The organism is Hyphomicrobium sp., from assembly GCF_019753045.1.
Classification (GTDB): Bacteria; Pseudomonadota; Alphaproteobacteria; order Rhizobiales; family Hyphomicrobiaceae; genus Hyphomicrobium_B.
This window is the reverse complement of sequence record NZ_JAIELN010000002.1, coordinates 528,730-543,831: the sequence shown is the minus strand read 5'-3', so window position 1 is coordinate 543,831 and position 15,102 is coordinate 528,730. Positions and strand designations below refer to the sequence as shown.

Sequence of the window (15,102 nt, the reverse complement as noted above, 5' to 3'; positions counted from 1 at the left end):
GCGATTAATGGCGGTGCAGGGTGGTGGTTGGTGCTGAAGGGAGATTGTCGTTATCTGGCTCTCTCACCATTTGAACCGCTATCTCGCAGATTTGGCGCAGGTCGTTACGATCAAGCCCGAACTTGATCGCCTCCTCTTCGATCGCTTCGTCGCGCCTCGGCACCAGCTGTCGGGAGAAATGGATATGATAAATCGACTGAACAGCAGAACCAGATACCGGGCGACTTACAATTTGAAGCTCAAATTCGTTCTTCGTTGGCGACGTTTCGACAGAGTCGATATGAACGCTTCCATGCTTCTGCTGGATGACCCACGCGCAGAACATCTCAAATTGGTCCATTTTTGATTCCTTGCTTTCTAGGGGTACGTCCACCGGCTCTCCCCGGCGGGCATGCCTCACACGCCATCAAACGAGTCGGTCGAAGGCGGACTTTCACTGCACTTCGACGCTTTCATCATCAGTGACTGTAATCGCTTCCCCATCTGTCGAAGCCATCGCATGCGCGCTTGAGCTCCTCGAAATAATTTTCGACTTCCTCGCGTAGCCAGGGATCTTGCACGTGGACGACCGAAAGCATGATCGTCAGCGCCCGCACTACCGGTTCAATTAAGGCGTTGGAAGCACATCCGCGGCACGACGAGCCGAGTTGAGATGTGATCACTTCTTGATTCCCGCGGAGTTCATGAACCTCCGCCTGAAGCTTTCTCATCCCGTCGTCCGTTAGAGCCCCTCGCCATCGGCCGCAGAACGGGCAGTCACCATCGGGAGAAACGCTTCCGGCGCCCGCTACAATAGATTTGATTTCAGAGGCGGTGAGCGGATATTTCTCCGCCGCAGCCGTCACCAAGTCCGCATGATCAGCCGAGAGCGGCAAAGTAAATTTTATGTGGTAAGCAAAATGGCTGAGTTCCTCGTCGACAGGATTGAACCATTCGCTCTGATCCGTGATCGAGAGCGGAACAGGCTGATCAACTTCCTTGACGATCACACCCAGTTGCATCAAGGGGCCATCAGCAACACGTCGATGAGCTTCAATATAGTAGCAAACGTGAGCATCGCGCTTAGATGGCTCGCTTGTGTATTCTTCCAACATTCAGTGATCTCCTCCGGGGGGACGGTTGGGCGACACCGTGCCGCCCGAACGCTTTTTTGACCGAGGAGAGCGGATGGTTGGAAATTTAAAAAATCCCCACCAGAAGTTAACAGGCGGAATTTTCAACCGCGATATTTGCCGGTTCCCTTGAGGCGGTCGACTCGATCCGCCCTCATAATCCAATCTCGAATGGTCGCTTCAGGAATACCCGAGACCTCATGCATTATTTTCGAGATAGCTCTGATCGACCTCGCGGCGCCTGCCCGACGGAGCTCTTCGGCGATCATCTCCGCGATCGGTCGCATATGGCGATGGTGAAGCTGCGATAGGCGGTTACTCTGTAACGCGTGAAAAATGATCGGGACAACGCGTTTCGCGTCTCCGTATTCGCTCTGTTTACCGCGCGATGGTTTCGCGAGCCTGGCGCTTAATTCGACTTGACGGCTTTTCCTGTCCAGCGACGTGGGGGTCCCATGCCAGAAAGCGGGATTGTTCTCAAAGTCGAAAAGCGTATATTTCATAGCTTTGCCGTTCCGATGCGTTACGCTGTTGGAACGTGACAAGCGAAAGGTATGCCAATCCGCAACACTGCGTCGTCCACAATCGCGCAGCGATTGTGAGGTTGGCGAGAACCAATTTGAGACAACGACGGTCTTCTTTACGTTATTTAATTCGCTTAATAGGGCTTGCGCTTCATTCAATGATGGACGTTGCAAAGACTGCGCCGTAGTCGATAAAAGCTGCACCATGCAGAAAAGAAAAAGGTCCGCTTCTGACTGGAAACAAACATTTGCGATCAAAATGTTTCTTACCGAAACAGGACCGCTTTGCCGAGAAAGCGGACCTTCCTTCGTCCGCGGTCACCCCTAGGTCAAGTGTGCTGCGGTTACGTCGGCAAGACCACCGAAAGCAGACAACCACCAATTGACGCAAAGGGCCAACAACAGAAATCATTCCGGCGTTCGCGTGGGTGACCGCCCACTCGGGAACATGCCGCTCCACTACCGAGGGAGGTGACTCTGCTGCGCTTTCGTCAGACCGAGATTCGAGGTCGGAAGAGGCGTTGGTGCTGGCGAGGGGAAGCCCATCGAGCATTGCCGCCCGTCTATACATGCGCACGGCACTGTCGCGCATCCGGTGCGTGTCGTCGAGCGTGTTTCCGACGGACGGAATATAGACGGCAAGACGGTCGCGCTCGCGCGCCCAGTCAAGCTTGAGTGTCTAGGCCGCGCGTCTGTAGACGTCGGTCATGCGCTGGATCACTCTGGGGGAAAAGGATGCTGTATGGGACATCGGGTCTGCAAATCCAAGTAAGCTGCAGAAATGCGCTTCGGCGCCCTTAGTGGCGAAGCGGGAGACTGGCCGGCTCCGCAGCGTCGTGATTTCAAATTACTTGCTGGCGAATCCAGTGAATGCCGACGACCAGGATGCCATTCATGTCGTCCTTCTTGCACTACGTCGCTGCGCGTCCTTTGGATCATAGATCTCACCATGGTCGCGGTCATTCGCTGGATAGTCACTAATGAAGGTCACCGGTCGTAACGACGGTTCTCACCTTTCGACTCAGTGTGCAACTGAAGTCATAGGAAGAAGAGCCATGTGAGCAGCAAGAAGCAAGGGACGAGAATGGCCCCCGACCAAGCCATATAGCCAAAGAAGCTTGGCATTCGGATTCCTTGGCTCTCAGCAATGGCCTTGACCATCAAATTGGGAGCATTGCCGATGTACGTATTCGCACCCATAAACACTGCGCCCACGGAGATTGCCGTTAGTGTAGTTCGCAAAGGGCCGGTGAGGAGGGCAGGATCTCCGCCTGCCATATTGAAGAACACAAGATAGGTTGGGGCATTGTCGAGAAAGCTCGACAGACCACCTGCAAGCCAGAAATACATGACGTTGTTTGGCTGACCGGCCTCGTCCATTGCGAGGCGTATGACTGGTGCGAGCGCACCCGCACTACCGGCTTTCAGGATGATGATCGCCGGGATAAGGGTGATGAAGATGCCGCCAAACAGCTTTGTAACCTCGACGATCGGGGCCCAGCTGAAGTCATTGCCAGCGCGAATATCCTCTGAAGTGCTTGCCCACGAGCACCAAGTGATCAGCAAGAGTACGACATCACGCAGTAGATCTTGTAGCCCAATCTCAACGCCGCAGATGTTCAGACCGACTCCCGGCTTCCACAGACCGCTAGACAACACCACGAGCACGATACCGGCGAGCAGCGCAATATTGATCCATCCCGCAATGCTCAGCCTGCTGTCGAGAGTAGGATCTCGCTTGGGAGGGTGTCTCTTCTCGAGCCGAAAGAGATATGAATCGAGAACGAAGAAAACGGCGAGCAATGCCGACACGACGACGAGCCAGGGACCAAAGAGATGGACGGTGGGCCAGAAAAAACCGACCCCCTTCAGAAAGCCAAGAAACAGAGGAGGGTCTCCGAGGGGCGTCAGTGCGCCACCCATATTTCCAACGATGAAGATGAAGAAGACGATGACGTGCACATTGTGAAGTCGGTGGTCGTTAGCTCGAATAACCGGACGGATCAGGAGCATAGCTGCACCGGTTGTTCCGGCTACCCCGGCGATGAGTGCCCCAATTCCAAGAATGGTCGTATTCAGAGCTGGCGAGCCGTGGAGGTTCACCTTCACCAGTACGCCTCCGGCCACGGTGAAGAGGGCGAGAAGCAGGACTACGAACGGTATATACTCGAGCAACAAAGTGTGAGCCAGTTCGTAGAGCGTTGAAGTGAGACCGAAGACGAGCGAGCTGGGCAAAAGAAAAGCGAACGCCCAGGCCGCTGCTATCTTTCCGAAGTTGTGATGCCAAAAGCGCGGATGCGTCAGGGGCACAATGGCGATCGACAACAAAAGGCCTACGAACGGGACGATCCACAGCGCGCCGAGGTGCTGACCGTCAATGTGTACGCGTTCTCCCGCCCAGGCCCCACCTACGAAGAAGAATGAGCCGGCAATAATGGCGCTCGGACCTATGATGGCAGCCGTGATTACGCGATACTTCAATACGGCGATACAGGCTAGCGTTACGGCAACAAGCAAGAAGTGAAACGACACGCCCAAACGCAAGCTCCGCTCATTAAGCCGCTAACGTGAGCGGGGTTAAAAAATCGAAAGAGATGAGTAGGGAGTCCGGACGCCGTGATTGGCGCCCGGTATTTGTAATGTAATCTGGCATCCGCGAAATTTGCGGCTCAACACGCGAGGTGCCAAACGCAACCGTGTAGACCAATGCTCCTACCAGCACTGAGGGTAGCGCCGCCCAAGGTTCGGTGCGAGGGTGATCGGATCGATCAGCGCAACAGAGGTGCCCGCGCCCAGAGCGAGCGCCGCCAAAAGGCACGTTACACAAAACAGGCAATACTTGAACGCCGCCTCAACGCCAATTCCATTCATCTGTGATTAGCGATTGGTCGTGTCGACATTGCAGAATCGCCTTAGCGCCTTGCTTGGCGTCTAGTCCCATTTCATCTTCTATCTGTCTCAACAGCCACGAACGGAAACGTCTCAATGCTGGATTTCGTAGCCGGCTTCGCGGATAAACAAAATAGTAGGTGAAATTGCCGCGAGACACGACAGGATCGCATACTTGAACGAGCGTTCCTTGCTGGATGTCATCGCGGAATAGTGCAATCGGCCCAAGCAGCACGCCTTGGTTCCCCATCGCGGCTTGGTAAGCGAGAAGCGAGGAGGCGAACTTAGGCCCTCCATGCGCATCGACCACTCCCGTAAGGCCCGCTGCCTCGATCCAGAGTCGCCAGTCGTCGGGCCTTGCTACCGTGTGAAGAAATCTCACGCGAGCAAGATCCCGTCCCGTGCGCAAGCCATGCTCAGCGGCATACTGGGGACTACAAAGCGGAGTCAGATCATTCGCAACGAGACGATCTATTTCGCAGCCAGGGTAACTACCATCGCACAAACGGATGGCGGCATCGATGTTTTCTCGTTCAAAATCGACGCCTTCAAGCGAGGTCGTAAGGCGCAACTCTGTATTCGGATTTTCTAGATAAAACGACTTTGTCCTCGGAATTAGCCACTTGGCGGCAAACGTTGTGTAAGCTCGGATTCGAACAATCTGCTCGTCCTTGTACCCAGTGAGGATGTTCGTTCCTTCGGCTAAAGCGTGCAGGTGCACCGTTACAATCTGAAAGTATTGTTCGCCTTCAGCCGTCAAAATTACCTCGCTAGGCGAGCGGCGAAACATGGCGATGCCAAGGAATTCTTCGAGGACCTTAACTTGCCGGCTAACTGCCCCTGACGTGACACCTAACTCTTCCGCGGCTTTTCGAATGCTCTTGTGCCGTGCGGCAGCTTCGAATGCGCGTAAGGGATTGAGCGGCGGAAGAGTGCGCATTCGCGGTATCTCGTTACAACCAACGGAGCGTTGTTTTGGCGCATTGATTTTGAGATTTAACGTTGCACAGAACCAGGTGCTAAGCAAACCCAATTGTCCGCTCTCCAGAACGCCACCTTCGAATGTGGGCGAAGCTGTCAGCTCCGTCTGGAAAAGCCGAGGAGGCTGGCGGAAACCCCGTTAGGAAACGCCCGGGCAACATGCGTCAGCCAGAGCTCAACGCATCACGAATGGATTCCCGGGGATGCTGTCCGAGGTGGAGATCCAGACGCTTTTACGTTCGAGAAAATCGTTAATCGCCTCGATGCCATTCTCGCGCCCCAGACCGGAATGTTTCATTCCGCCAAATGGCATCATAAAGCTGACAGCACGGTAAGTGTTGACCCAAATGGTTCCTGCGCGCAGTGCTTTCCGCATCCGGAGTGCGCGCTTCATGTCATTAGTCCAGACTCCAGCCGCGAGACCGTAGATCGTATCGTTGGCGATGCGCACGGCTTCGGCTTCGTCATCGAAACCCAAAATTGACAGGACCGGACCAAAGACTTCCTCTTGAGCGATACGCATGCGGGACGTTACGTCGTCGAAGATGGTGGGTTCGATGAACTGCCCCCCCGATATCCCTTTGCCGGAAGCGGGCTTACCACCCAAAATGCAGCGCGCGCCTTCGCGTTTGGCGATGTCTATGTAGTCCAGCACCTTTTGGTACTGGCTGGGCGTCGTGATCGGCCCAATATTGGTCTGCGGCAACATAGGGTCGCCGATCCGCGCGGAGCTCGCCATTTCAATCAGGCGTTCGACAAAATCGTTGCGGATCGAATTTTGCACGAGAAGACGCGATCCGGCGATGCAAGTTTGGCCGGTGGCGGCAAAGATTCCCGACACGACCCCTGCTACAGCAGCGTCAATGTCGGCATCAGCAAAGACGATGTTGGGGGACTTGCCCCCCAGCTCCAATGCCACCCGCTTCATGGATTTCGCAGCCTGAGCATAGATCGCGGCACCCGTGGTGTCGGACCCGGTGAAAGTCACCATTGCTATGTCTGGATGATCGACGAGTGCCTTGCCAGCTTCCGGCCCGAAACCCGTGACGACGTTGAACATGCCGGGCGGGATGCCCGCTAATGCTGCAAGTTCGGCAAATTCTAGAGTGCTGGCCGACGCGAACTCCGACGGTTTCACGACGACTGCGCAGCCGGCTGCCAACGCCGGAGCACATTTGAATGCAACAAAAAGCAGAGGCGAGTTCCAAGCGGTCAGCGCGGCAACTACTCCGACCGGTTCGTGCTCGACAAATGCAAACATGTCAGGCTTGTCGATAGGCACGACATGGCCTTGCAGCTTGTCGGCAAGGCCACCGTAGTAGCGCCACCAGTGCGGGATGTAGCGCATCTGGCCGAGCATCTCGGTCAGAAGCTTTCCATTGTCCCGCACTTCGATCTGCGCGAGTCGCTCGGCATTGTCGGCAATCAGTCCCGCGAGCCTTACTAGGATCGAGCCCCGCTCGGTCGCGCTCATCCGGGACCAGGGCCCCTCGGTCATGGCGCGCTTGGCGGCTGCTACAGCGCGTTCGACATCGGCTTCGCCGCCGCGCGGCAGCTTTGCCCAAATGGTTCCCCGGTAGGGATCGATGCTATCAAACCACGATCCCGAAACCGTATCGACAAAAGCACCGTCGATGAAGAGCTGGTAGGTTTTCATATGTTACTTCCATGGGAGTGACGCCGTCCGTCGGGCAAAACAGTCTCACGCGTGGGAGCCGAATCGAGGGGTCCGTATAAGGACATCCGGTCGACCCGCGGCGGTAAACTTGGCGGCGGAAAGTCCACGCCATTGATGCGATAAGGCGGATGAAGAAGCGGCCATCCCCGACCATCCTCATCGGAGGCGGTAAGGATCATGTCGCGCTGAAATGCTGGATCGAAGAGCAGCTCGTCCACCCTGCGCACCGGTTGCACACGATTGCCCGCGCTACGGAGTCGACATGCTGCGTGCGCTCGAGGAAGCGTTGTCACGAAGAGCAATTCAGCTTCGTCCACGATACTCTCGTCGGCGATCCAAATTGGCCCGTCTAAGACTTCAAGCAGATAGCCTGCGTTCCCTTCGCCTTCGCCGGCCAGAAGCGCGGCCCAGGCAGTGACGTCCTGCATCGCGACGTCGACAAGGCGGTTCGTCGACCACACGCCTGCCAGAATGGCGAACAGCGTCACCTGGGCGCCAAGAATGTCGGCAGCCGAAATGCCAAGCTTCACCGGACCTCGACTGCTTGGCGTTGCGACCATCGCCCCCGACATGGCCTGTATCACTGTGTCGAATGCAGGTCGGCCAGGATAGGCCGTTGCAAGCCCGAAACCCGAGACCGAGCAATACAATAAGTTTGGATTGATCCGGGCCAATCGCTCGACGCCGAAACCTAGTTTCTCAAGCGAGCCGGGGCGCATGTTCTCGACCAGTATGTGAGCGTCGCTGATCAACTCTTCCAGACGCGTCTTGCCCTCGTGCGCGGTCAAATCCAACCGCTCGCAGCGTTTGCCGGCATTTGTCTGCGCGAAGTAGTAGCTCGTCCCATCCATTCCCGGCTGCCAGCGCCGCGATGTTTCGCCGGAGGGTGCCTCAACTTTCACAATCGTCGCGCCGAGCGAGGCCAGATGCCGGGTAGCTAAGGGGACGGCGGTGAATTGACCAAGCTCGATCACTTTCCAGCCCGACAGGGGTTGCGTGGCGGTGCCTGTCCGGCGCGGTATTTGAGCTGCCCCACCATTCAGGAAAGAGAGACGAAAGAGGTCGACGTTTGCCGCAACGGCGCTGCCGGAGACTGAGGCTTCCAGCTTTGCTGCGGCTTCAGGATGTCTAAAGGCGAAGTTCGGCTCACGCCAAAGATCTTCAGGAGCAACTATGGGTCCAGCTGGAATCTGAATGGCCTCGCAGACGGCTACACATTTTGAGGTCGCCAGTGAAGCCGTCCATTTTGCGATCAGCGCGTCCAAAGCGTCCACGGCCGCGATGCGGTCTGGCGAGGTTGCAAATCGCGGATCCTCAAGTGCGGAATCGCCGATTGTTTCGCGCAGGCGTGCCCATTGAGCATCTGTGGTGGTGCAAATTAACACGTGTCCGTCACGCGTAGGATAGCCATTCCAGGGAGCTGCTGCTGTGTGCCGGTTGCCAACGCGTCCGCTGCGATGACCGAGGAAGGCTTTCGGCAGAAAGGTGGTCAGCATTGCCACCGCAGTGGCAACCAACGATACACCGATCCGGCGCGGAGGTTTCCCTGCCAGCCGAGATGCCGAAATCAGTGCGGCTGCATACAGGGCGGCCGAGATTTCGACCACCGGTATCTGCGTCGCGGTAGCCCCGTGCTCAGCAAAGCCCGTGACATCGGTCAGGCCAAAAAGCGCCTGTATCTCGGCATCGCTCAAGCTCGGTCCATCGCTATTTGGCCCAAAGCCGGTTGCAATGTCGCACAGGACTGCACTGCAATGTTCCGCGGCGATCGCAGCTGCATCGTTCTCGTCCGATGAGAAAAGCACGACATCGTATGGACCCGCGAATTGCGCGCAATCTTCCGGATACACTTTCGCCCCCGCCTTTCGCAGCAGTTGGCCGCAAAGTGTAACAGCGAGACGCCCATCCAAACTTAAGACATTCATGGCTCTGTCTATCTTCACTCAGATCAGCGAAAGGCCGCGGTGGAAGTAATCTCACGGCCGTGGATCAGCGCGAGGATACCGTTGGTTCCATCGGGTACCTGGAAGACGCGAGTGTCCCGCCACATCTGCTCCAGCCCGACCTCCTCGCAGGTACCCAGTGCGCCCATGAGCTGCATCGAAAGGTCGACAGCGCGCAGCGATTGGCTCGTGGCGAACCGCTTAGCCATCGCCGAGGTGCCATTGCCGCGTAGTCCATGATCCAGGGCATCCAATGCCGAAAGGCACATCAGCCGCGACGCCGTGACGGCGGTTTCGATGTCTGACAAGTCTTGTTGGACCAACTGCATACTGGCGAGAGGGCGGCCGAACTGCTTGCGATTTGCGCAATGATCTCTCGCGATCTGATAGGCTCGCGATGCGATGCCGGCGCAGATCAAGCCGAGAAGCGGACGGTTCCCGTTCCACATCAGCGTCATGTATTTTCCGGCATCGCCCGGTTCGCCGACGATATTCTCCACCGGCACCTCGACGTCGTCGAAGAAGACCTCGCTCAAATGCCCCTGCCTGAGCCCCGTTATGGGGATCTCGCGGATGGTGACGTTCTTTGCTTCATGAAGGTCCACGATGACGCGGCGATTGAGTGGACGGCCCCTGTCGTCTGCCCCAGTCGTGCAGGCGACAACCATCACGTCGCAGATCGAGCCATTGGTAATCCAAAGCTTTTGCCCTGAGATGATTGCGCGCTCACCTCGCACCGTCAGCCGCGTCGATATTGCGTTCGAATCCGAACCTGACCCGCCTTCACTCGTCGCGGTGCAGGCAATTTTGCGCCCCGCGGTGAGGTCAGGCAGATAGCGCGCGCATACTGCCTCGCTGGCACCGGCGCTGAGCCGCACCGTGGACCCGTCGTGCGATATCAGTGAGATCGCCACGACCGGCGGCAGTTGCTCCAGCATCAATCCGAAGTCGAGAGCCGCCATTCCCGCGCCGCCTCGATCGGCCGGAAGCCGCATCGAGGTCACGCCGAACTCTGCCAATGCAGCGTAGATTTCGAGCATCGCTTGCTTTGGCAAAGACCGGTCAGGCGCGTGCCGTTTGAGGATCGGCTCGAGTGTCTCCAGCGTAAGCCGCCGCGTGGCATCGACGAGCAATCGCTGCTCTTCCGTCAGTTGAAAATTCATTTCGCTCCCCGTCGCCTGTTTGCTTCGCTCAACTTGCGTCCCTGATGGAAGCGTAGACTTCGCTGGCGAGCTTGATCTTCAGCAGACACCGAAACATCCCGGTCGCGCTTGTGGGCAAAGGCTCTGATATGGTCGAGGACTGCGAGAGAGGGGCCTTGAGACGTCTTCGGTCTATTAGCGTGCGACATTTTTTTGGACATTCTTATAGTACGTGTCTTTCTTCGTGATCTTTGTGCCCCTGTACTCCAATAGATCGACGCCGAGGCAATCGAGCTTGCTTCCGTCTGTCTGCGTAGCGGTAACCCGCCACTCGATGACAGCCTTGTTGCCCATGACCCATGAGCGTTCATCGTTCCATTGCAGATCGGGAGAAGCAGCAAGTCGCGCACGGATCGCATCCATCACGGTGTCCTTACCTTTGAAGCGCGTACCCCAGAAGTCGGATCCTCCCGGCGTCAGCATTTCAACGTCACTTGCGAACAATGCCTCGATCGCATTGAGGTTACGCTTATTGAAAGCGGCCAGGTACTCGCGCACGACGACCTCGGTGACAGGACCATTCGCAGCTTTGTCGACCGTAGCGAAGATGAACTCCTTCGTTCTCCGGAAGAATTCGCTGCTCTCCTGGGCCAGTTCATTCAATTCGTCGAAGTGATCGCTGGCAGGAACGTCGTAGCGCTCCATACTTCTTTCTGTCGTGGCGAAGGCATTCGCGTAGATATCTGATTGTCGGTGGAACTCCGGCGTCTCACGGCCCCCGACGACAACAAGCTGCGGAGCGTTCGTTGCAGGAGGGTTGTTCATTGGGCTCTCGGCCTTGGCTTCCGCCTCATCCATCTTGAGGCCCGCGTTGATGGACGTTGGAAGCAGCGGCACAAGGTCGAACAGTCCCGAGACGGGTATGCCGCCCCTCAGGAGATCGCGCGGCAAGTCGCTGCCGTGGGACGGCCAATCGGTCGCCATGAGCATTGCCGTAATATGCCCACCCGCCGAATGCCCCATGGCGAAAACCTTGTCTCGTGAGACGTCCAGATCGGACGCGTTGCGCCAGACCCAGGCTACGGCACGGCGAGCTTGCTCGCTGATCTCCTTGATTTGTACTGAGGGGCATAGATCGTAATTTACGATCGCGATGGAAATGCCGTTCTTGACGAACGGCTCTGCGAGGAAGCTGTAGTAGTCCTTGCTTCCGCGCTGCCAGTATCCCCCGTGGAAATAAACAACAACGGGTGCGTCCTTTCCACCTTGTGCAGAGAAGAAATCCAATCGCTCGCGCGGGAGGCTTCCATACTCCAAATCCAGCCGACAGGGAGCGATCGCACGATAATCGTTGGCTCTCTTCACCCAGGACGGCCAAATATCGGTATCGAAATCCGGCCGGTACATCCGCAGGGCGTACTGCTTCTCCAGCCCAGTATCGTCATAGTGGAAGAACTCGAGCATTCCATCAGTTCCTTGCAGGCTATTTCGAACGGTTGGATCAGACGAAGTTCCTCCGTCCGATCGCAGCACCTATCGTGGTGGTAGAGGTCCCCGCCGGGAGGCGAGAGCAAATGTCATGAACTTTTTTGCGAACTGGTCGTCTGCGAAGTGGGGACTGGCGAATACTGCGTCGCTGCCCAGATGTGCGACTCCGCACTCTGGATAAGAGGTCCGTCGCGCTCCGATTCTGCCGCTGCACTTATCCAATCGGGGTCGGCAAGGAGACGTGCCCAGGCCTCTTGCATCGCGTCGATGGAGCGCCACCGCAGAATGTAGTGCAGTTGGCTGATGAAGGAGTCGCCATGCACGGGGGTCCAGAATCCGATCACCTCCATTCCGTGCCGCTCGAAGAGTGCCACGAGGTAGTTCTCGAAACGCGCGTGAACGTTCGGCAGCTTGCCAGGAGTGGCGACGTACTTGCGATACTCGAAGATCATGCATTGACCCTTCTCGATGGATCTGACGGAAAAGTCGGGAGAGGCTCGGAAGCGCAGGGCACTGACAGCGCCCTGCGCGGCTTAGGTCGACCGCGAGCTGCTACGCGGCTCGCGGTCGGGTTGGGTTCATGATTCCAGCCAACTCTTGGGCGCCGCCCACTTCATCAGCGCCGCGTAAGAAAGGCCCGATAGCAACACTGACGGCAGGGTCGCCGTCACATACTCGTAGGGCGTGCTGGACGCGAACGTCAGCGGATCGAGCAGGAACATGTACGTGGCAACGCCTACGACCAGCGCGACAAGCGCGAACGGGTTCACACCACCCACGTAGTGGTAGGGCGTGCCCGGTCCGTGCACGAAAATCCCCGTAAGCGACGCCTTACGGCGCAGCAGGAACGTGTCGGCAAGCTGGATGCCGCACACAGGCGCGAAGGTCAGGCCGAGGAAAGCGAGAAACACCGGAATATGTCCGTACAGCTGCTCGGCAAAGAACGTCGATACGATGAACACCGGCAAGATGCCCAGCAGCGTCGCCACGTTCCACGGCAACTTCCCCTGAAGCGAAGTCACCTGACCGATGCCGACTGCGAACACGTAAGTTCCGACCAGCAGCGTGCCGAAGTTGGCCAGGATGATGAACAGCAGGATCGGGACACCCCCAATTGGTCCCGCGAGTTGGAGCAGGAACTTCGTCGGGTCGCCAGCGGAATCCGGCACTGCGAGCGTGGCCGCGAGACCGATGACCGAAACGCCGGCAACGGACAGTCCGATGCCCAGGATCATGGGCCACATCGAGCGGCGCGGACCATTACCCAGCCGCACCAGTCCGCCGATGTATGGCCACCATGCGAGGTTGATCGCCATCAGCAGTTCGACGCCGGTGGTAAAATTGTATCTATGAGACTCGCTAGCGTACGCGGGCTTGGCGGCCAGTAGCTTGTCCAAGCCGAACCCGTTGATGATCAGGAAAATGATCAAGGCGCTGAGCACGAGTACGGAGAGCGCCACAAGCGTGCCGACCATCGATACCGATTGGGCGCCGCGCGCCAGGGTGATCCATACACCGAGTACGGTCGCAGCAATAACAGCGATCTGGACGCTGGCGGCCTGATCGGCGCCGACCAGCCCGAGCGACACCCCGATTTGTGACGATGCCTGGCCAAGAAAGATGGTCAGCACCGAATTCCACCCGATGACGGAGAGCGCAAGCAGAATCAGACCGAAGTATGCGCCTCGCGTGCCCATCTGGGGCCGCAGTGCCGCCACCGAGTCAATGCCGTACTTAGCAGTGATCGGCAGAACGGCCAGAACCGGAATGAGAATGCCGAGCATCGACCCTGCGAGCATCGCCACAACGCCCTGAGTGAAATTCAGATACGCAGCAGCGGTAGCGCCGATGATGAACACCCATGTAGCGACGGACACACTCACCGCGACGCCGAACATGGTCGTCGTCGACCAGATCCGGTCGCCCGGCGCTGCCGGCCACCAGCCTTCATCGTTAGCTCTCGTTACGTAAGTGGTAAAGTCGCTCATTGCATTCCTCCGATCACCAGCGCGATCAGAGGAAGAACCCCTGCCACCAAAATTGCCAAAATGTAGTCGCGTGCCCGTAGTGCCGTGTCCTCTGACACGCCGGATTCCACCAAGCGGATCCGCTCTGCGAGCAGAGACGCAAGCTCATTGTCATAATCAGATGCATGGCCTCTGGGTGTGGCAGTGTTCGCGGAACTAGCACTCTCCGCTGGAGCGAATTGCTTCGACATTGTCAGGCTCCCGTTCCCATAGTGAGGTTGGTGCGCACGTCACGACCACGCTCCCCGCGCACGTTGGGGATGACTTTCTCGCCGATCAGACGAATTGTCTTCAGGTGGTTCTGGTGGCCAAAGCCGTCGATGCGGAGCAGCACCTCGTCAATGCCTTGCTCCTCGAGCCTGCGGAAGGTCTCTATGAAGTAGTCGGGAGTTCCGACAATCACAGCAGGAGTATGCTGCATGAGCGCCTGAATGTCGTCCTTGTGCTTCAGTAGGGGCTCGATCTGCGCCATATATTCGTAGGACGCGTTCGACGACATCCCGGAGTACAAATCGACGACAGCCTTGAAGTACTGGAGCGCTTGCGCTTCAGCGATCGCGAAGGCTTCCTCGCGCGTTTCAGCGCAGTAGGCCGTGCAGACGTAGTAGCCGTAATAGTTGTTGCGCGGCTGTACGTTCGGCTCGCTCTTGGAGCCTTCAATGTAGGCGCGGACGCACTGACGGATGTAGTCCCAGCCGAAGTAGCTGTCCGCCGAGACAACGCCGAGCCCCTTGGCACCCGCCAAGCCGTGGGTTTTCACGCTGGTCGCGGTGACTGAAAGTGGTGGGTACGGCTTCTGGATCGGCTTGGGAGTGACTTGGCATTCCCCCACCTGCCAGAATTTTCCGTCGAATGTCAGCACTTCGTCGGTGAACGCTCGGCGGAGCAGTTCAATGCCCTCAGTCCACTGCTCCTGAGTGGTGGCGATAGGCACCTTGAAGGCATTCAGCGTGGTCTTGTTGTTGGATCGGCCCGTGCACAGCTCGTATCGCCCGTTGGAGATGATGTCCATCGTGGCGGCCCGCTCGGCAATCATTACGGGATGGTTGTACTGCACGAGGATCGAGGCCATCACGCGAAGGATGATCTGCTCGGTGTTTTCCGCCACCGCGGCATACAGCACTTCTGGCGCAGAGACGCTGAACGACGGCGGACTGAAGTGCTGCTCTGACGTTCCCCACGCGGAGAAACCCAACTTGTCGGCGAGAGCCACTTCGTTGATCATCTCGCGATAGCGTTCCGCCATCGTCGTGCCGGTGAAGTCACCCTCTTGCAATAAACCTACACGCACCTTTTTCTCCTCCCTTGATCATTTTTG

The 15,102-nt window shown here is 57.5% G+C and carries 12 protein-coding genes; all 12 read right to left on the bottom strand.

Annotated features, from left to right (window positions below; genetic code table 11):
• Window positions 1-4: 4 nt before the first annotated feature.
• The 12 genes from K2Q04_RS03005 to K2Q04_RS02950 all read right to left on the bottom strand — a co-directional run bounded on the left by K2Q04_RS03005 (window position 5) and on the right by K2Q04_RS02950 (window position 15,075).
• Complete coding sequence (locus tag K2Q04_RS03005) at window positions 5-340, bottom strand: hypothetical protein (RefSeq protein WP_291159027.1); 336 nt, start codon at window positions 338-340, stop codon at window positions 5-7.
• Between the two features lie 118 nt (window positions 341-458).
• Window positions 459-1,094 carry a hypothetical protein gene (locus K2Q04_RS03000; RefSeq protein WP_291159025.1) on the bottom strand — a complete coding sequence of 212 codons (636 nt, stop codon included), beginning with the start codon at window positions 1,092-1,094 and terminating at the stop codon, window positions 459-461.
• A 122-nt stretch (window positions 1,095-1,216) separates the two neighbouring features.
• Window positions 1,217-1,894, bottom strand: a complete 678-nt coding sequence (locus K2Q04_RS02995) for a hypothetical protein (RefSeq protein ID WP_291159022.1) — start codon at window positions 1,892-1,894, stop codon at window positions 1,217-1,219.
• A gap of 780 nt (window positions 1,895-2,674) precedes the next feature.
• On the bottom strand, window positions 2,675-4,168 hold the full coding sequence (locus K2Q04_RS02990; RefSeq protein WP_291159020.1) for a sodium:proton antiporter: 1,494 nt from the start codon (window positions 4,166-4,168) through the stop codon (window positions 2,675-2,677).
• A 319-nt stretch (window positions 4,169-4,487) separates the two neighbouring features.
• On the bottom strand, window positions 4,488-5,558 hold the full coding sequence (locus K2Q04_RS02985) for a LysR substrate-binding domain-containing protein (protein ID WP_291159017.1): 1,071 nt from the start codon (window positions 5,556-5,558) through the stop codon (window positions 4,488-4,490).
• Window positions 5,559-5,681: 123 nt separating this feature from the next.
• A complete protein-coding gene (locus K2Q04_RS02980; RefSeq protein ID WP_291159014.1) occupies window positions 5,682-7,163 on the bottom strand; it encodes an aldehyde dehydrogenase in 1,482 nt (493 codons plus the stop codon).
• Complete coding sequence (locus tag K2Q04_RS02975) at window positions 7,160-9,109, bottom strand: CoA transferase (RefSeq protein WP_291159012.1); 1,950 nt, start codon at window positions 9,107-9,109, stop codon at window positions 7,160-7,162. The genes K2Q04_RS02980 and K2Q04_RS02975 overlap by 4 nt, the downstream gene beginning before the upstream one ends.
• A 23-nt stretch (window positions 9,110-9,132) precedes the next feature.
• On the bottom strand, window positions 9,133-10,290 hold the full coding sequence (locus K2Q04_RS02970) for an acyl-CoA dehydrogenase family protein (protein ID WP_291159010.1): 1,158 nt from the start codon (window positions 10,288-10,290) through the stop codon (window positions 9,133-9,135).
• Between the two features lie 174 nt (window positions 10,291-10,464).
• A complete protein-coding gene (locus tag K2Q04_RS02965; RefSeq protein ID WP_291159008.1) occupies window positions 10,465-11,733 on the bottom strand; it encodes a nuclear transport factor 2 family protein in 1,269 nt (422 codons plus the stop codon).
• Between the two features lie 113 nt (window positions 11,734-11,846).
• Complete coding sequence (locus K2Q04_RS02960) at window positions 11,847-12,209, bottom strand: NIPSNAP family protein (protein ID WP_291159005.1); 363 nt, start codon at window positions 12,207-12,209, stop codon at window positions 11,847-11,849.
• A 126-nt stretch (window positions 12,210-12,335) separates the two neighbouring features.
• Window positions 12,336-13,745, bottom strand: coding sequence for a cytosine permease (locus K2Q04_RS02955; RefSeq protein ID WP_291159003.1), 1,410 nt, complete (start codon window positions 13,743-13,745; stop codon window positions 12,336-12,338).
• A 232-nt stretch (window positions 13,746-13,977) separates the two neighbouring features.
• On the bottom strand, window positions 13,978-15,075 hold the full coding sequence (locus K2Q04_RS02950) for an LLM class flavin-dependent oxidoreductase (RefSeq protein WP_291158999.1): 1,098 nt from the start codon (window positions 15,073-15,075) through the stop codon (window positions 13,978-13,980).
• Window positions 15,076-15,102 lie beyond the last annotated feature (27 nt).